The organism is Lactiplantibacillus sp. B652 (assembly GCF_023806745.1).
In the GTDB taxonomy this organism is placed as follows: Bacteria; Bacillota; Bacilli; order Lactobacillales; family Lactobacillaceae; genus Lactiplantibacillus; species Lactiplantibacillus pentosus.
The window spans coordinates 89,017-108,687 of sequence record NZ_JAMSKY010000008.1 but is presented as its reverse complement, the minus strand read 5'-3'; the positions used below and the strand labels follow the sequence as shown (position 1 = coordinate 108,687).

14 protein-coding genes and 1 pseudogene are annotated in these 19,671 nt (G+C 42.3%); 12 read left to right on the top strand and 3 right to left on the bottom strand.

The genetic code is table 11. From position 1 onward, the window contains the following. Positions 1-182: 182 nt before the first annotated feature. Genes MZO40_RS10820 through MZO40_RS10810 form a run of 3 tightly spaced genes read right to left on the bottom strand, consistent with a single transcriptional unit; the run spans position 183 to position 3,944 of the window. Entirely contained in the window at positions 183-1,094 is a 912-nt protein-coding gene (locus MZO40_RS10820; protein ID WP_105961024.1) for an ROK family protein, read from the bottom strand. A gap of 31 nt (positions 1,095-1,125) precedes the next feature. Further along, positions 1,126-2,697 carry an alpha-rhamnosidase gene (locus MZO40_RS10815; RefSeq protein WP_209042622.1) on the bottom strand — a complete coding sequence of 524 codons (1,572 nt, stop codon included), beginning with the start codon at positions 2,695-2,697 and terminating at the stop codon, positions 1,126-1,128. 14 nt (positions 2,698-2,711) lie between these two features. Then, positions 2,712-3,944: an MFS transporter gene (locus MZO40_RS10810; protein ID WP_105961022.1), complete on the bottom strand. Its 1,233-nt coding sequence runs from the start codon at positions 3,942-3,944 to the stop codon at positions 2,712-2,714. A gap of 141 nt (positions 3,945-4,085) precedes the next feature. Here MZO40_RS10810 and MZO40_RS10805 point away from each other — a divergent pair, with 141 nt between their 5' ends. The 12 genes and pseudogenes from MZO40_RS10805 (at position 4,086) to MZO40_RS10750 (ending at position 19,641) form a co-directional block, all read left to right on the top strand. After that, positions 4,086-5,219 carry a helix-turn-helix transcriptional regulator gene (locus tag MZO40_RS10805; RefSeq protein WP_105961021.1) on the top strand — a complete coding sequence of 378 codons (1,134 nt, stop codon included), beginning with the start codon at positions 4,086-4,088 and terminating at the stop codon, positions 5,217-5,219. Between the two features lie 239 nt (positions 5,220-5,458). Further along, positions 5,459-7,660, top strand: a complete 2,202-nt coding sequence (locus MZO40_RS10800; RefSeq protein ID WP_105961020.1) for a glycoside hydrolase family 65 protein — start codon at positions 5,459-5,461, stop codon at positions 7,658-7,660. Positions 7,661-7,866: 206 nt separating this feature from the next. After that, positions 7,867-8,715: pseudogene (locus MZO40_RS10795) on the top strand (PRD domain-containing protein). A gap of 155 nt (positions 8,716-8,870) precedes the next feature. Next, complete coding sequence (locus MZO40_RS10790; RefSeq protein ID WP_252133275.1) at positions 8,871-10,868, top strand: beta-glucoside-specific PTS transporter subunit IIABC; 1,998 nt, start codon at positions 8,871-8,873, stop codon at positions 10,866-10,868. A 25-nt stretch (positions 10,869-10,893) separates the two neighbouring features. Further along, positions 10,894-12,357 carry a glycoside hydrolase family 1 protein gene (locus MZO40_RS10785; protein WP_105960685.1) on the top strand — a complete coding sequence of 488 codons (1,464 nt, stop codon included), beginning with the start codon at positions 10,894-10,896 and terminating at the stop codon, positions 12,355-12,357. Between the two features lie 87 nt (positions 12,358-12,444). Then, positions 12,445-13,893: a glycoside hydrolase family 1 protein gene (locus MZO40_RS10780; protein ID WP_105960684.1), complete on the top strand. Its 1,449-nt coding sequence runs from the start codon at positions 12,445-12,447 to the stop codon at positions 13,891-13,893. 536 nt (positions 13,894-14,429) lie between these two features. Continuing rightward, positions 14,430-14,921, top strand: coding sequence for a PTS sugar transporter subunit IIB (locus tag MZO40_RS10775; protein ID WP_105960683.1), 492 nt, complete (start codon positions 14,430-14,432; stop codon positions 14,919-14,921). Positions 14,922-14,923: 2 nt separating this feature from the next. Then, positions 14,924-15,715 carry a PTS sugar transporter subunit IIC gene (locus MZO40_RS10770; protein WP_088770447.1) on the top strand — a complete coding sequence of 264 codons (792 nt, stop codon included), beginning with the start codon at positions 14,924-14,926 and terminating at the stop codon, positions 15,713-15,715. Continuing rightward, a complete protein-coding gene (locus tag MZO40_RS10765) occupies positions 15,708-16,532 on the top strand; it encodes a PTS system mannose/fructose/sorbose family transporter subunit IID (RefSeq protein WP_396415499.1) in 825 nt (274 codons plus the stop codon). The genes MZO40_RS10770 and MZO40_RS10765 overlap by 8 nt, the downstream gene beginning before the upstream one ends. Positions 16,533-16,552: 20 nt before the next feature. After that, complete coding sequence (locus tag MZO40_RS10760; RefSeq protein WP_105960682.1) at positions 16,553-16,972, top strand: PTS sugar transporter subunit IIA; 420 nt, start codon at positions 16,553-16,555, stop codon at positions 16,970-16,972. After that, positions 16,959-18,650: an alpha-glucosidase gene (locus tag MZO40_RS10755; protein WP_105960681.1), complete on the top strand. Its 1,692-nt coding sequence runs from the start codon at positions 16,959-16,961 to the stop codon at positions 18,648-18,650. The genes MZO40_RS10760 and MZO40_RS10755 overlap by 14 nt, the downstream gene beginning before the upstream one ends. Then, a complete protein-coding gene (locus tag MZO40_RS10750; RefSeq protein WP_105960680.1) occupies positions 18,634-19,641 on the top strand; it encodes a LacI family DNA-binding transcriptional regulator in 1,008 nt (335 codons plus the stop codon). Before MZO40_RS10755 ends, MZO40_RS10750 begins: the two co-directional genes overlap by 17 nt. The last annotated feature ends 30 nt before the right edge of the window (positions 19,642-19,671 follow it).

The following is a 19,671-nucleotide window of genomic DNA, read 5'->3' as shown; positions in this document are numbered from 1 at the left end:
AAACGGAAAACGAGATCTGAATGAGTCCTTTTACTCACGCAAATCTCGTTTTTTGAGGCTGAACCAATCAATACTAGAAACAGCGACTTATATTGAACGCTATTTCGTTGATTTGGGTTCTGTGAATGAACCAGATTACAATTGAGCGAGTGCCCATTAAGTTAAATCCGGCTAAATTATTCTCATGCCGCAACATCCAATTCGATCAGTAAATTGTACAAAGCCCCATATAAATTCGCATCGCTTTTGAAATGTGCTGTAAGAATTTCAGGTATTTGTAATTGCTTTCCCGAAAGAGGCAAGTTCGTCAGGATTTTATGAAAAGCATTAGTGATACCGGAAACAACCAGTGGTTGGGCACTGATACCGCCCCCAATAACGAATCGTTGAATATCAATTACAGATTGAATATTCAACATCATTGTTGCGATAGTGGCGCAGTATTTTTCGAAGATTGGCAGTACCCGTGAATCCCCAGCCTCAATTGCTTCAAACACACTGTAACCATCATTGATATCAGCCAATCCTAGTTGGTGTGCGCAAGCTTCTATCATTCTTACTGCGGACCCTGAAAAGCCCAACAGATTCTCAGAAGTACTGGTATGATCCGCTAAATTCATAAAGCTGAGCTCACCTGCCTGGCTATGCGTGCCTCGAAGCAATTGATGGTTAATGATGATGCCGCCACCAACCCCTGTTCCTAAAACGATCATAGCACCATTTTCAACGTTTTTAAGCTGTCCCAGCCATTGTTCTGCGAGTGCAGCTGACTTACCATCATTTTCGACACTTACTGGCAAGTGGTATTGGCTTTCAAAGATCTGTTTGAGTGAAAGATGATCTAAGAATGGGAGTGAACCGCCATAATAGACAGTACCAGATTGACGTGCCACCTTACCTGGGACGCTAAAGGCAATACCTTTAATGTGGTGCCTGATATTCATTTCTATGATTTGTTTAACGGTGGACAGAAATTCATCCAATGTATGCGGTGTTTTAACAGTGTTTCTGCTAATTAAGTTACCAGAATGATCCAACAGCGCATATTTAAGATTTGTACCACCGATATCGATACTAAGGTAAGTCGTTAACATTGTTCTATTCCTCTCTAACCAGATGTTTTAACTAAATTACATATTTACGAAGCAAGTAAGCTGGTGTACAACTCCAAGCATGACAATAACTATTAATGGCCAAACTGCCATATGGAGAGAAGGACGGATCTTCGGGCTTGAATGCTTCCCAAAAAGTATCGGCATCCTCTTGCACCATCTTACCCCAATAGCGTTTGATCAAGTTAATCCCAGCTGTCTTGAAGTTAGTCATAAATAAGGCTTCTACAATATGGTGATAAAAGTAGGGTGTTGCAATTCCAGTAACTGGAAACATTGTATTTTGAACGTTTTTCATTAGTTCAACATTTTCATTTTCATCTAGCACCTGAGCGAGAACCATCCAAATTTGACTAGCTAAATTAACTTCTTTGTTGGGACCGCTCACAAAAAGATTTTTTTGTTTGTCAAATAGATGAGACCGCGTACTCTCAATCAATTTATTTAAAGTATTATTGTATGACGTGGTCTGCTTATTCGCACTAGATGTCAGACTGATGAAATGTCGCAATGTATAAATCAAGATAGCTTGAGCACAGGCACTCCGATCGAAGTCCATTGACCAGTCAACAAAGACTGGCCGACTAGGGTCAAGTGAAACCAGATTGTTGGAATCGACTAATTTTAATGCTTCATCCATCTGCAACTTGGCAATTGGGTATAAGTCAGTAAGCGTTGTGTAATCCTTTGTGTGTTCAACGTAATCAGCCAAAGCATCGATAAAGAATAAGCTGTAATCAAAGAAGAAGGTGTCATCTGGTACGGGCTCATTTTGCGTAAATACATTGGTGGTAATCCATCCATCCTTTGCATTTAGACCGCCAAAAAGGTACAGACAGCGTTTAACCAATTCTGTGTTATCAAACGTTTCGTAATTGGCTAAGGCTTGTAAACGAAGGTCACCAATCCATAGTCGACGATCTCGTTTTGGCCCGTCCTCAAAGACATCCTGCATGCAATCGTGAAGTGTCTTAAGACTCACTTCATCAATTCTATCTAGTAACTGATCACCGGTCTTCAATGGCGTGACCGTATTCAAATCGACTGCACTTTCAGCGATAAATTGAGGATGACTGAATTGGGCCTTCCATTTTGGTGAAGAATCAATCACTTCTATCTTGATGTAGCGGCACGCATAGCGTCTGGGAAGCTCAAGGGTTGTTGGCAGTTTGTCAATATGGATGAACTCCTCGGCCAACCACGATTGGCTTAGAACCCCATTATAAGGTTCGCCGTTAACACCGATCTCTACGGGTAACTCACCAAAAATGAAGTGTAGGTATAACGGCGCATCCATAGGGGAACCACATGCGTTGATATGGATGCTAAAGTGACCGACTTCATGGTTACCCAAGTCGAAAGTAATACTATCACCCTTTCCAAGCTGATAAGTGGGAAGTTTGGCGAGTGATTGCTTAGCTTCTTTAGCAGTATATCCGAGAGCTGAGGAAGAATCAGCAACAATATCCACTAGGCGAGCTGGTTTCACTGTCTGATAGATTAAGTGAGGCCGATTGCTATTCGCCTTTTCTAGCAAGTCGGTGTGTCGGTTAAATTCTACAGTTGTATTAGTTTGAAATTCCATGAATGGAATCCTCCTTATAAGTCTGGTGTTGTAACGTGGCTGGAATGTTTAGCTTTTGTCGCAAAAATAACCAAGACTGAAAGAATAGCTAGTCCTAATAAAAGGCCACCTGCACTTGTAATAGCAGCTTTTCCAGTACTTCCCATAATTTCTCCGGCATATGGAGAAATAAATGATCCGAGGTTGGAACCAACTAGTGCGATTGAAGTAAAGAGTGGTGCCATCTGTGGTGTAGCGACTTCACTGATACGGTTGAAAATGAATGGGATAATCATTGCCCCAACGATGCCCATAAAAATACATAAGCCATAAATGACGGTTACACTAGTAGCGTGACTGAGCGCAATAACACCTAAACCTAATAAGAATAAGCCGAGCGGAAGAATAAATTTATGCGTTAACTTATAGGTAATCCCAAATAGAAATCCGCCAATAACACTAGCAAAATTATAGATACTCCAAGCAGTACTTGCTTGTGTGGCCGTACCAATTTTATTTTCAACAAAGAATGTTGGTAATTTGACTGCTAATATCATGATGGCAATGAGCACTAAGAATGTTAGCGCTGTCAAAATTACGATTAACCAAATAGGATTTTTTTTGATAGTAACGCCATTTGCCGTTGCATCGGCTTCTAAAGCTGCTTGGTGTTCAGCCTGCCGCTTAAGCGCACCACTTTTTTGAGGATCTGGAACAAAAAATACAAATAACAACAGCGTTGGAATGAAGAGTAAGTAAACCCAATAAGCAGCGTGCCAATTAATATTTAACAATTGTCCAGCAACGTAAGTCATAATGGCAGTCCCAACGCCGGCAATAGCTGATCGCCAGCCCATTAATGTTGCACGTTGATCGCCATAGAAGAATACACCGATTAGACTAATTGCTAGCGGATTAGCAAGTCCAATCCCGATCCCAAGTACTGCCCGAGAGACCATGATTAGTGTAAAACTGTTAGAAAATGCTGGGATGATGGAACTGATGGCAGCAATCGCCAGTCCCAATACAGCAGTTTGTTTTTGTCCGATTTTTTTGACAATAACACCACTGATTAAGACGAACACGGTGACGAAGATTGAAACAACAGTGGTGATTAGCTCAATATTCACCAGTGAGACGTTGGTAAAAGTCTTAGCCATGCCAGGAATTGTAGCCGTAATAACGCTGGCTGCTTGTTCAACAATGTTTAATGATAGCAGCGCAATAATAATCAAAATGTTCTTAAATGAATGATTTTCTGCGGACATTTCGTTTACCTCCAAAAATTATTTTGTCATTAAGTAGTCATGCATGATTGCTTTGTTGAAATAATCATAGTGGATTTGTGATCATGGACTTGTGTATTATTACGAAAAAAGGTAAAATATTACGAAAAAGAAAGCGATTACATGAATAATAAACAATTATTTGCACTTTTACGAGAATTTTATACGGCTTCACGAACAACTGTTGCTGTTTATGACGAAATGTTTAACAATGAGTTAGTGCTCAAAAGGCCGTTAGCACCAGACCTATCTGAGAAAGAGCGGAGATTAATCGAACAGATTATTCCTAGTCATCAGATCGAAGTGTTAAGGATCGGATCTGGGCGGTACTTATGTGTTTTCCATCTGTTAGCCACTAAGCAGACCGTTGTTTTGTGGTCGAATGTTGAGACTTTAGAGTCGGCAGGACAGTACTCTTCCTTCACCAATGGTGCTGATCTCGATCAACTGATAGCGCAAGCGAAGATGCTCTATTATAGCTTGTTCCAAACTTTTCCAAGGATTAGCAGTGCATATTCCGACTCGATGCCAGAATGGTCAAATGTTGAAGGACAGATTACTAGAAGCGAAAATCGTGATTTGAATATTGTTCATAATGATTATTATAAAGAAAAGTTCATGTTAAAAGCTGTTTCCGATGGTAATTTGGCGGAGTACAGACATCGCATGAGAGTATTTGTTCAAAGTGGTATTTTCGGTAACATGGCGACGAGTGAGTTGCGTAATGCTAAGAATTTATTAATCGCGGCGGTAACTATTTTTTGCCGAGCTGCAATTGAAGGCGGCTTATACTATGAGACTGCCTTTGAAATTAGTGACCAGTGCTGCCAGAATATTGAGAAAATGCAGAGTGTCGAAAGTTCGACACAAGCGATCCAAGATATCGGAGAATTATTTGTAAAACGGGTTCGTTCTGCGCGACAATACTCGCATAATAGAGCAATCTATGAGATTCAAGATTATGTTTATAAAAATCTCAATTTACATATTGAGTTAAGCGTTTTAGCGAAGAATGTGGGTTATTCGAAAAACTATGTTTGCCAGATTTTCAAGGATGATACAGGTCAGACCATCAATGAGTATATTAATAAAGAGAAAATTAGAGAAGCGCAATATCAATTACTCTTTTCCAATTCGTCGGTTACCGATATTAGTCAGTTATTGGGGTTTAGTGATCCAAGCTACTTTACTAAAGTATTCATCAAATATGCTAGAGTTTCTCCCTTGGCCTATCGCAAAATGAATAACGTCTCATAAGAGATAAAACTTATTGGGGGACTCTTGCATTGTTCAAGAATTCAATGAAATTCATAAAAGCAAATTATCATCTTGATTTATGGATCCAATCCTTTAACTCCCCCAAAAATAACGTTAGTATATTGTCGGTACTAAGCCCAGAATTAGGCTAAAAAAAGGCAAAGCGGTTCTCAAATTAGTGAAACCGTGTTCTGCCGGATGATATACTACAACAAATGAAGCTGAAAGTGGGGGAGATTATGCAAGTTAAAAAATTAACGCTCAAGGACGTGGCAACAACGACGCGTCAGTATTTAGAGACAATTTTTGCTTTAGGTGATGGGCATGTCGGTGTTCGGGATTCACTACCATTTACGGGAAACCAGCAGGGTACTTTGCCGGTCATGTTGGTGAATGGTTTTTATGCCAGCAATCCGATTACCTATGGTGAAAGTGCTTATGGTTATGCGAAGAATCATCAAACAATCGTTTCACTGACCAGTCCACGTTATCTGGATTTTGCAACGGCACAGACAGACTCTGCAGTTCCAGATGACTGGCACGTTACGGTTGATAACACGGTGTTGGATTTTAGCTCGGGTAAGTTGACCGAAAAATTTCAGATTACAACTAGTGATCAACATCATTTCGAATTAGCCGTGGAAACAATGATACTTCTGGACGACTCACACCAACTGATGCTTAATTATCAGTTAACGTCGCTAGATTATGCGGGTGAGTTGCGATTCAAACGGCCGATTGTTCGCGAGGCCAACGCTGCCAGTGAAGCTGACGATGATCCACGGGTTGCCCAGCGTCAAGCTGGTTTGAAGATTGAATTTAAGACGATTGCTGATGAGCATGAGCTGCAGTGGCAAACAACGGTTGCCTCTACACAGCAACAATTGACGCAAAGTGATCGTTTGACCGTGGTGCCTGAAAACTTTAGTGTTCATAAAGATCAGGCTGGTTTTCATGGCGCTGGTGAGATCAAGCCGCACGAAACGCTACAATGGTCATTTGTTCGTCAAGTCAGTGAAATCAACCAGCCCTTAGCGACGTCTTCAGTCGAGGATGCTGAGGCACTTAATCAACGGATTTTAACGGATTTTTGGCAACAATCACAAGTCCAAATCAGTGATCGTAAATTACAGACGGGAATCCAATATAATCTATTCCAGCTCTTCCAGTCAGCCGGACGCGATGGGCTCACCAATATTGCGGCTAAGGGAAACACTGGTCCGGGTTATGAAGGCCATTATTTCTGGGATACTGAAATGTATATGCTGCCATTCTTCATCTACACGCAGCCGCAAATGGCCAAGCAATTATTGCACTATCGCTACAGTATTTTGCCACAAGCGCGCCAACGTGCCCGTGATTTAGGCGTGACCAAAGGCGCCTTATATGCTTGGCGGACAATCAATGGTGAGGAGGCCAGCGCCTACTTTCCAGCTGGAACCGCACAGTATCATATCAATGCGGATATTGCGCATACGATCAAGTTATACTTTGAAGTCACTGATGACCAGGACTTCTTGCGTGAACAAGGTGCGGCGGTCGTGCTTGAAACTGCCCGCTTCTGGCTACAATTTGGCGGTTGGGAGCAACGAGACGGCAAGCAACAATTCTGCTTGTATAAGGTCACTGGGCCGGATGAGTACACGGCGTTAGTCGATAATAATTATTATACGAACCGGATGGCCAAGGAGAATATGGCCTTTGCTGCCTGGCTGATCAAGCAGGGTTATATTGATGGCGATGCAGACGAACAGACGCAACTGGCGCGTGCTAGTGAAGCGATGTATCTGCCATATGATGCGACGAATCAAGTCACGGCACAAGACGATAACTCGCCAAAAATGCCATTGTGGCCATTTGCGACGACCGCAGCGACTCAGTACCCACTGTTGCTGCATTACCATCCACTGATGATTTATCGGCACCGTGTCAACAAGCAAGCGGATACGTTGCTGGCAGAAATGCTGTTTCCGGAAGACCAATCACAAGAACAGTTGGCACGTGATTACGATTATTATGAACCAATCACGACCCATGATTCATCGCTGTCGCGTTCCATTTTCAGTATATTAGCTAGCCGGCTTGATCGCCGTGATAAGGCCTACAGTTACTATATGGATACCTCATTAATGGATTTAGTCGACTTACAAGGTAACGCCAAGGATGGATTGCACGAAGCGAACCTTGGCGGGAGCTGGCTAGGGTTGACGTATGGCTTTGCGGGGATGTATGTCGCTGCGGGCAAGCTCCACATTACGAATCATTTGCCGAAAGAAATCAATCAATTGAGTTATCGGTTGCGGTTCCGTGGACGGGTGCTAGAAGTTCAGCTCACGCAAGACAGCACACAGGTTCAAGTCGTTAGCGGGACGCCATTGATGATGGTGGTGGATGGACGGGAAGTTGAAGCAACGTCCGGCACGATAGCGAACGGTCAGTAGTCATAGCGTTTCCAGGCCAAACAAAATAAATTTCCACATAATCATTGACACCGCTTACAAAAGTTGCTAATATAATCAACATAAATAAAAGCGTGTTACTGATTCGATCAGGCATAAACCTACTCATAACGTACTTGCAGTCTCTTTGGTGAGATGCGATACTTTTTAAGTAGGTTTTTTGTTTGAAATCCAGGAGGCCGTGAGTAGTGAAATTTCTAAAGAACTTCAATAATAACGCTGCTTTAGTGGTGGATGATCAGGGTGTTGAATGGATTGTGGTTGGTAATGGCGTTGGTTTTGGTAAGCATAAGGGTGATCAAATTGATGAGCAGAAGATTCAACGACGCTTTGTTGCGACACTGAAGCAAAATGTCGATATCGACAGCTTTCAAGATTTGAAACCGCAGTCATTTATGATTACGACACAGGTGGTTCATTTGGTGGAGCCGCTGCTCAAAGTTAGTTTTAGTGATTATCAGTATTTCGTCCTTGCAGATCACATCGATTTTGCATTGAAACGGGCGAATGATGGCATCGACGTTGATAACGGAACCGTTCGTTGGGAAGTCAAAAAGTTATTTCCTAAAGAATTTCAGGCGGCGACTAAAGCGGTGGAGTTGATTAATTCGACTGCCGATGTGACGCTACCGAAAAGTGAAGTTGTCTTCATGACGTATCACTTTATTAACGCCGGTTCGGATGGTTCCAAGTTACAGGAAACCATCAAAATCACTAAGCTTATTAGCGGCATTATTGATATTGTGCAATATCAATTTCAAATGCGATTAGATCCGGAATCCTTTAACTATAACCGCTTTGTCGCACACCTGCGCGCCTTGATGGTTTAGCGGGTCAGTCGAACGAGTAGTACGGGTAGCGAACTGGACCAATCGTTGTTACAGTTGATGATCGCCAAATATCCGCAAGCATACGCAACGGTTGAGCGAATCGATACGTTTTTACAGAGTAAAGCCGGTTGGCGGCTCGAGCCAGATGATAAGGTGTATTTGACCTTACACATTTGGCGCGTGACCCATCGGCAAAAAAGTGAATAACTAAGATAATCACGGTGTGTTACTGATCATGCAGGCATTAACCCAAATATCTTTTCTTGAGAGCAATCGTTACTAGGGCCCTAGTGACGTGGTTTGAAGAAAGGACATTTGGGTTTTTGTTTACTCAAATGGAAATTTTGAATGGAGGAACAAACATGGCATATGAAGATTTAAGTAAAAAAATTATCGCCGGTGTTGGCGGTAAAGACAACGTTAAGAGTGTTGTCCATTGTACGACCCGGCTACGTTTTAAGCTCAAAGATGAAAGCGCTGCCCATACTGATGAATTAAAGGATACGGACGGCGTGATCACGGTCGTTCAATCTGGTGGTCAATATCAAGTTGTTATTGGGAATGAAGTTGCGGACGTCTACGATACGCTGATCAAAGTCGGTGGCTTCGCTGACGGTGGTAGTGTTCCTGATGATTATGGCGAAGATGAAAAAATGAGCGTCTTCGATCGCTTCATTGACTTGATCTCGGGTATCTTCACCCCAATGTTAGGTGTCTTGTGTGCCGCTGGTATGATCAAAGGGTTCGTCGCAATGTTCGTTGCGTTCAATTGGTTATCAGAAAATTCAGGGACCTATAAGATTTTATATTCAATTGGTGATGGCTTCTTCTACTTCTTGCCAATCGTTTTAGGACTGACCGCTGCTAAGAAGTTCCATGTGGACCAATTTATTGGCATGGCCATCGGGATGGCACTTTGCTACCCAAGTATCGTTGCTTTGAACAGCAGTAAGACGGTATTGAGCACGCTCTTCAGCGGTAATGTTTTTGAATCACAGATTCATGCCACTTTCTTAGGTATTCCGGTTGTGATGATGAGCTATACCTCTTCAGTTATTCCAATTATCCTGGCCGTTTGGTTCGCTTCTAAAGTCCAAGCCTTCGCTAAGCGTATCGTGCCAACAGTTGTTAAGACGTTCTTGGTGCCATTTATCACATTGTTGATTGCCGTACCAGTAACGTTCTTAATCATTGGACCAGTTGCAAGTTGGCTCAGTGATGGGATTTCAACGGTCTGTGTTGCGATTTACAACTTCAGCCCAATCCTCGCCGGCCTAGTCATGGGTGCTTTCTGGCAAGTCTTCGTTATCTTTGGGGTTCATTGGGGCTTTGTGGCCGTTATGATGGCCAACGTTGCTTCACAAGGTTTCGACCCAATCTTAGGCTTATCCTTAGCCGCATCCTTTGCTCAGACTGGGGTCGTATTAGGCATCTTGTTGCAGACTAAGAATCAAAAGACTCGTGGGATTGCGTTACCTGCATTTATTTCTGGAATTTTCGGTGTCACGGAACCCGCAATTTATGGGTTGACCTTACCACGCAAACGGCCATTCATTTTAAGCTGTATCGCTGCTGCTATCGGTGGTGGAATTATCGGTTTTGCTGGGACCAAGATGTACATGATGGGTGGCATGGGAATCTTCTCAATTCCTGCCGCTATTAATTCTAAGACTGGTATTGACGGTTCTGTTTATGGCCTGATCATCGCCATGGCAATCGCAATGGTACTTGGTTTTGCGCTTCAAATGTTGTTCGGTTATAAGAGTGTTGATGGTAATGATAAGCAAGTTAAAGTCGATGCAACTGCCACGACTGCAGAACCAGTCATGGCTGGTGGCGCAAGCGTTGAAACGACGCCAACTGGTGCTGCAACGAAGGTTGAACCAGATGTCACTTATAACGCTGCTACTAATTTGAGTAGTCCTGAAACGGGCGAAATTGTTCCATTGAGCGAAGTCAAAGATGAAGTGTTCTCGTCTGGTGCAATGGGTAAAGGGGTCGCAATCGAACCAACTGATGGCACGCTTTATGCGCCTGCTGATGGTGAAATTGCCCTAGTCTTCCCAACTGGACATGCCGTTGGGCTCAACACGAGTGATGGTGCTGAAATCCTGATGCACATTGGGATGGATACGGTTGAACTTGAAGGTAAGGGATTTGAGACGTTGGTACAGAAGGGTGAAACAGTCAAAGCTGGTCAACCGCTCGTGAAGTTTGATATTGATGCCATCAAGGCTGCTGGGTATCCAGTAACGACGCCAATCGTTGTGACGAACTCCAAGAATTATCATGAGGTTAAGCTGGCTTTTCCAAATGCCAAAGACGTCAATGCGACTGAACCGCTGTTACAATTAAACTAATTTAAACTAAAAGGAGTTTTCAATTATGTATTCAAAGACAATGCCGACTGGTTTTCCAAAGGACTTTTTATGGGGTGGCGCAACGGCTGCCAACCAAGTTGAAGGGGCTTGGAACGTTGATGGTAAAGGATTAACGACCGCTGAAGTTGTTCAAAAAGCGACTGACCGTAAAGTCATGTCCATGAACGAAGTGACCAAGGAAAGTATCCAAGAAGCCATCGATGATCAATCTGATAAACGGTATCCAAAGCGTCGTGGTGTTGATTTCTATCATCACTATAAGGAAGATATCAAGTTATTTGCTGAAATGGGCTTTAAAGTTTACCGGCTATCAATTGCCTGGGCCCGTATTTTCCCAAAGGGCGATGAAACGACGCCCAATGAAGCTGGATTGAAGTTCTACGACGATGTCTTTGCAGAATGCCATAAGTACGGCATTGAACCCTTGGTAACGATTTCACACTACGAAATGCCACTGAACCTGACCTTAACCAACAATGGTTGGGCTAGTCGGAAGACGATTGCGGACTTCACGCGCTATACTGAAGTGCTATTCAAACGCTACAAGGGTGTTGTGAAGTACTGGTTGACCTTCAATGAAATCAACGCCTCAACTTGGGGTTTCACTGGTACGGGTGCGGTTGACAGTGATTTGAATGTGCATGACCAAATGCAATTACGTTACCAAGCGCTACACCATGAATTTATTGCTAGCGCGATTGCGGTCAAACAGTGTCACGAAATCGACCCTGAAGCTCAGATCGGCTCAATGCTCGCTCGGATGCAGACGTATGCCAACACCCCAAATCCGGTCGATGTGCGTGCGGCACAACTTCAAGATCAATTGAACTTGTTCTTCACCGATGTCCAAGTACGTGGTGAATACCCAGAATACATGAACCGCTACTTTGTCGAAAATGGTATTGAACTAGAGATGGAACCTGGCGATGAACAGTTGTTAGCTGAAGGTAAGGTAGATTACTTGAGCTTTAGCTACTACATGACGACGATCACGTCTGCCACTGACGACGTCGAACAGGCTAGTGGTAACTTATCTATGGGTGGTAAGAACCCATACTTGAAGTCCAGTGCCTGGGGCTGGCAGATTGATCCAGTTGGCCTACGCATCACACTCAATGAATTCTGGGATCGTTACCGGGTACCGCTATTTGTTGTTGAAAACGGCTTAGGTGCCGAAGACAAAATCAGTGACGACGGTAAGATCCATGATGACTATCGCATTGACTACTTACGTCAACACATCGAACAGATGAAGGAAGCAGTCAAAGACGGCGTCGACCTGATGGGTTACACGACTTGGGGCTGTATCGATGTTATCAGTGCCGGGACGTCCGAAATGTCCAAACGGTATGGCTTCATCTATGTTGACCAGGATGATGAAGGTAACGGTAGTCTCAAGCGGATGAAGAAGGATTCGTTTGATTGGTATAAGAAGGTTATTGCTTCGAATGGGGAAGATTTAGATTAATGGGTAACCATTGCCATTAAAGCCAATAAATGTTTATACTGGTTGTAAGGGCTATCATTCTCGTTGGCTAGAAAGGGTGTTAATGACATGTCAGAATTTCCAGAAGGATTCCTGTGGGGCGGTGCGACAGCTGCTAACCAATTAGAAGGTGGCTATCAAGAAGGTGGCCGCGGATTATCGATTGCCGACGCCTTGCCAGGTGGTAAAGAGCGGTTCAAGATCGTTAGTCAGCCGGACTTTGATTGGACCATTGATAAAGATAAATACACCTATCCAAACCATGAAGGTATTGATTTTTATCATCATTATAAAGAAGATATCGCGCTATTCGCCGAAATGGGCTTTAAGTGTTACCGTTTCTCAATTGCGTGGTCACGGATTTTTCCAAATGGTGATGAGACCCAACCAAATGAAGCGGGACTGACGTTTTATGACCACGTGATTGACGAATGCTTGGCTCATAATATTGAACCGGTCATCACGATTTCACATTATGAACTGCCATTGAACTTAGCCAAACGCTATGGTGGATGGAAGAATCGCTATCTGATCGATTTCTATGAAACATTCGCACGGACAATCTTGACGCGGTATGCGGATAAGGTCAAGTACTGGATGACATTCAACGAAATCAACAGTGCCGCGCATTTTCCAGTCATGGGCCAAGGCTTAGTCCCATCAACGGGTGCAAACGATAAGAAGAACGTCTTTCAAGCTTGGCATAATCAATTCGTTGCTAGTGCCAAAGCTGTTAAAATCGCGCACGAATTGCGGGATGACATTCAAGTTGGCTGCATGATTCTGTACGCGACGAGTTATGCGTACGATTCCAATCCTGTCAACCAGTTAGCGAACTTACAGCACAACCAAGATTTCAATTTCTTCTGTGCGGACGTGCAGGTTCGTGGTGCTTATCCAGCCTACACGAAACGGTTGTTAGCTGAATACGACTTAACCTTTGATGACCTGGAAACGACTGATGGTGACTTAGCGCTGTTGCAACAATATCCAGTGGATTACATCGGGTTTAGTTATTACATGTCGAGTGCGGTTGAAACCACGGGTAGTGTGACGGACACGGTCGCTGGTAACTTAATGGGTGGCGTTAAGAACCCATTCTTGAAAGCGAGCGACTGGGGCTGGCAGATTGATCCAACTGGTCTGCGGATTGCCCTCAATGAGTTATATGACCGTTATCAAAAGCCACTGTTCGTTGTTGAAAATGGCCTTGGTGCAATCGATAAGCCAGATAAGAACTTCCACGTAGAAGATGACTATCGAATCGATTACCTGAAGCAACACATCGAAGCGATGGCTGGTGCAATCGACGACGGCGTCAACTTGATGGGCTACACGCCATGGGGCTGCATTGACTTGGTCAGTGCTTCCACTGGTGAGATGAGTAAGCGCTATGGCTTCATCTACGTGGATTTGGATGACCAGGGTAACGGCACATTGGCCCGGTATCCTAAGAAGTCGTTCTACTGGTATCAAGATGTGATTAAGAATAATGGGTTGGTTAAGGAATCTGAATGATTTAGATTGACTGTTTGCATCCTGATGTAGAAAAATAAATATATTAGTAGTTAAGAGGAAGGACACATTGAGTAGTTTTTTAAAACTATCCAATGTGCCCTTTTGTGCCTAGCAACCTGAAATTGAATCGCTAAGGTCGAGAGATTCAAAAATCTGTGAGAATCTAGCAAGATAATCCCTAAAAGTACTATAAAGGAATTGAGAATCCTTTTTAAAGCCGCATTTCAGAGTTGGTGGTTTAGCCTGTGAATACTGTGGAGCTACTGTTTCTAGCTGCATTAATTGGCTATCGAAAGGCGTTGGCGCCACGACCGACATGATTATATGATTTATCTGCTAGTTCACTAGAGTTTAAGGGTGTTGCTAGCGTGATGAGTGAATAGCATCGGATGGAAAACGCTTGCATTTATAAAAGAAGGTGGTATTCTTAAATCATAAAGTTGGAACGTTCAAAGTTTTAACTCTGATAAATCATATTTATTCAATTATGTAACTATTTTTAGTGTTTTTGGAACGTTATATAAGGAGGGCTTTTTATGCCAGTTGTATTAGCACGAATCGATCAACGATTAATTCACGGAGTTACAGTAAATCAATGGAATGGGGAACTCCGTCCTAAACGATACATGGTGGTTGACGATGTTGTTAGTCAAGATGAGATGGTTAAAGCAAGCATGCGGATGAGCAAGCCAGCAGGTACAGGCATGTCAATTATTAACCATGAAAAAGCAATTAATAATTTCAATAACGGAAATTATGATTCACAACGAGTGTTTTTGATTGTCAAAGAACCTAGCATGTTGCTCACGTTGGTAAAGACTGGGGTTGAAATTCCTGAAGTTAATGTAGGTGTTATTTTTGAGGATGCTGGTCGTCGGACCTATACAAAGCGTGTTGCCCTTAATGATGACGAACTGCGAGACTTGAAAGAATTAAGTAGCATGGGGATTCCAGTTAAGTTCCAATATACGCCGGAAGAAGATGCACTTACACTCGAAACCGTGATTAAACGAGTTGGAGGAAACTAAAAATGCCAATATTTGTACAAAATATACTGATTATCCTGTTAGCAGCCTGGATGGCGTGGGATAACGGAACTGGTGGTCAAGTATTAAATAATTGGCCGGTTACCATTGGTTTGGTTATGGGACTCATTATGGGAGATGTCACAACAGCGCTTGTTATTGCCGGGACCTTACAATTAATGTCACTAGGCGTTGCAGGTATTGGTGGCTCATCTGTCCCTGAGTATGGTCTAGCAACTATTGTAAGTGTTTATTTGGCGATAAGTACTCATGCTAATACTGGAACGGCCATTGCGGTAGGGTTACCAGTTGGTATGTTGACGCTTCAGTTAGATGTTATCGCTAAAATCATTAATAACTTTTTTGCGCACTTGTCACAGAAGTATCTGCATGAAAAGAAATTTCGTAAAATGGAAATCTCATTTTATTGTTCAGTCGGTGTTTGGATGTTGAAATACATTATTCCAGTATTATTGGTCGTAGCGTTCGGAACACCGCTTGTTAAAGCTATTTTGAATGTTATTCCAACTTGGTTTACGAATGGTCTAACAATTGCTGGTGGGATGTTGCCAGTGGTCGGGGTTGGAATGTTAATGCATTATATGCCAGTTAAAAAATATTTCACGTATTTGATCGTTGGCTTTGTGTTTTCTGCATACTTAAAGTTACCTGTACTCGGTGTTGCTTTGTTAGGTGCTGCAGCTGCATTAGCAATTTATCGAATCAATTCTCAAAAAGATGCTGATAAAGCCGTTGCTGTTACTAGCGCAGAACAGGGAGATGATTATGATGAATGATAAGTCAAATACTACTGGAAAATTATCAGTTAAAGAACGGAAACATATGTTTCGGAGATGGATTTTTTCTGCAGGACTAGGATATAACTACGAAACACAACAGGCACCCTCAGTTGCATTTTCAATGGCTCGTGCTTTACGGAAAATCTATCCCAATGATGATGACTATATTGAGGCGATGGACAATCACTATAAGTATTTTAATGTAACACCCCAAATGGGGAATATCATTCTTGGCGCCTCGCTCGCAATGGAGGAAAAGGATGGTCTAAAAGCCAAAGATGCCGTTCAATCCTTGAAAACTTCGCTAATGGGGCCGTTCTCTGGTGTCGGTGATTCAGTGTTCTGGATCCTGTTCCCGACTATTATGGGGTCGATTGCTGGATATATGGCATTGCAGGGTAATGCCATTGGCGCTGTTATCTGGATGCTGATGTACATTGCATTATATTGGGTGAAAATGTGGCTTTTCAATCTTGGATATACATCTGGGACTAAATTGGTCACAACTTTAGGTAATAAGATCAATTTATTTACGGACGCCATTTCTGTCATGGGACTGATGGTCATTGGAACGCTGATTGCGACCGTTGTTACAGTTTATACGCCGTTTAAATTTCATACCGGAAAAGTAACTTTGGCGCTACAATCTGGAGTTTTGGATAAAATAATGCCGGGACTACTACCAGTATTACTAACAGCACTGATTTACTGGCTGCTGGGCAAGAAGTCATGGACACCAACTAGAATTATTTTACTAATTATTGTTATCTCGTTGATTGGTGCAGCAACAGGTATTTTAGGTGTTAAGTCATAATATAAAAGGTGGTATTTGGGATGAAGAGAGGATTTATTGTTGCATCACATCGCACATTCTCGGCGGGGCTGGTAGAAACGTTGCGCTTCTTCGCAGGTGACGATTTGAACGTTGAGGTCGTTACGGCCTATATGAGTAATACTCCCGTTGATGAAGATTTGGCGCGGGCAATGGCGAAGTTTGGTGAGGATGATGAGGTTGTCATACTGACTGATTTGATGGCAGGTAGTGTCAATCAAAAAGCGACTCAATATTTGAATCGTCCGCATACTCATATTTTAACCGGAATGAATCTACCACTTGCCATGGCACTTGTCATGGAGCCAGTCAATCAGTATTTAACAGCCGAACGAATTGAAGCAATTGTTACGGATGCTAAAAATCAGATTGTATACATTAATCAGCTTAATTTGGGGGATAAAGATGATGAAGACGAATGAATGGTGGCGTCGAGCAGTAGTTTATCAAATTTACCCTCAAAGTTTTAATGATACTAATAATGATGGTATTGGAGACTTACGGGGAATTATTGAAAAGTTAGATTATATTAAAAGCATTGGCGTGAATACGTTATGGTTAACACCCTTTTTCGAATCACCATTAATTGACAATGGTTATGATGTTTCAGATTATAAAAAAGTTGCTTCAGATTTTGGTACGATGCAAGATATGGAAGCTTTAATTGCTGAGGCGCATCAACGGGGCTTAAAATTAATTTTTGATTTAGTCGTTAACCATTCTTCTGATCAGCATCAATGGTTTCGTGAATCTAAGCTAAGTCGAGATAACAAATATAGTGATTATTATATTTGGCGTGATCCAAAACCGGATGGGGCGGCACCATCCAATCTAGGATCGGTGTTTGGTGGCTCAGCTTGGACGTATGTAAAAGCACGTAACCAGTATTATCTACATCTTTTTGCCAAGGAACAGCCGGATCTAAACTGGGATAGCAAAGCATTACGTTATGCCGTTTATGATGTGATGGACTTTTGGCTTGCAAAGGGTGTTGATGGATTTCGGATGGATTCAATCAGCTTCTTGTCCAAAAACGCTGAATTTGAGGATGTTCCTGTCGAGGACAATAAGAAGTTTGGTGCATACTATTATGGCACAGCAAATGGTCCTCATATTCATGAGTATTTGAAGGAAATGCATCAAGTAATTTACAGTAAGTATCCTGATATTATGTTAGTCGGCGAGACACCCCATACATCAATGAATCAAGCGAAATTATATGTGGAGCCTAATCGTCAGGAATTAAATATGGTTTTCCAGTTTGAACATATGCATGTTGACTATGGTGCCTATGGCCGTTATTCTGATGTCACTTTCAAAATGAGTGATCTACGACAATCGATGGCTCGTTGGCAGAAGACGCTAAGTTGGAATGCACTATATTTAGGTAATCATGATCAGCCAAGATTAGTATCTAGATTTGGTGATGAGGGCCGTTATCGTGTGAAATCGGCTAAAATGTTAGCGATGATTCAGATTTTGCAAAAAGGAACGCCATTTATCTATCAAGGTGATGAGATTGGAATGACCAATGCGCACTTCACAGCGTTATCCCAGTACAAAGACCTTGAAGCACATAATACTGCTGCGTTTCTACAGTCAGAACATGTTTCTCACAAGCAGATAATGACCTTTTTAGCACGGAAATCACGAGATAATGCACGTACGCCAATGCAGTGGGAAGATACGGTCAATGGTGGCTTTTCATCTCATAAACCGTGGATCGAAGTCAATACGAATTATGCTAAAATAAATGTAATTGAAGCTACGAGTGATGAAAATTCAATTCTAGCTTTCTATCGGCAACTAATTGCGCTAAAATTACAGTCACAGCTGACAATTGATGGTGACTTTACATTAATTAGTGCTAATGATTCTAGTGTTTTTGCCTATCAAAGACAGTTAGACGGACAGAAATTAATTGTGTTAGGATCGTTTTCTGACAAGAAGGTTAGATATAGTTTGCCAAAAGAAATTGCAAATGCAAACGGTAAGCTAGTTTTGTCAAATTATCAGGACACGCCTAACGATTTAAACCCAACATTGTTTTTAAAGCCATATGAAGGAGTAGTGTATCTAATCAATGAGCAACATGAATGATGTCGCAAAGGAAGCAGGCGTATCGCGGGGAACAGTGTCTAATTATTTAAATAATCGACCGGTCCGTTCGGATTCAAAAGCAAGTATCGAGCGAGCAATTGCCAAGTTAAACTATGTACGCAACACTGCGGCACGCGATTTGAGGGCTAGTAAATCAACATTTGTTGTTTTAATTATTCCAACAGTATGGACGCCTTTTTTTGCGGAATTGACGTATTGGATTCAAAAGAATCTTGAGGGACAAGGCTATAAAATGATTCTTTGTATCTCCAATAGTGAGTTCGATCATGAACGAGAGTACGTCACAATGGCTGAGGAACAACGTGTCGCTGGAATTATCACAATCTCATATTCTGATTTAACGCAACATGTTGATGCCGAAATGCCATTGGTTGCGATTGAAAAAGAGAAAACTGGTCTGTTCCCACTAGTGACTTCTGATAACTATGCGGGCGGACAGCTTGCAGCTGAAGCCTTTCGTGAACGTGATGTGACTCAATATATTTGCTTGGGATTTGATTTGGATTCGATGGGTGCCATGTTATCACGACAAACGGGATTTACTGATTTTTGTAATGAGCAACACTTGTCTAATAAGGTGTACGAGTTGCCTTCAAGTAAACAGGGTCGTGATGTACTCAAAAGGGCAATGATGGCGACACTTCAAGAAATCATAACTGATTTCTCGGATCAAAAAATAGGTATTTTTGCGATTTCAGATGCCTATGCCAAAATGGCTTTAACCTTACTTCAAGAGATGAAAATCGACGTGCCAAATAAGGTGCAAATTATTGGCTTTGACGGTGGAAAGAGTTCTCAAAATGCCCTTCCTGAGTTGTCATCTATTCGACAACCGGTTGAGCTAATTGCCCAGACTGCTACAGATAATCTCAATCAGCAAATTCGTGGTGAAGGTAAGCGCCATCCTGTATCGCGGGATATTCTACCAGTCTCATTTACTGAAGGAATGACCACTGTTAAGACAAAGTAGTGAACTAAAATTATAAAAGCTAAACAAACC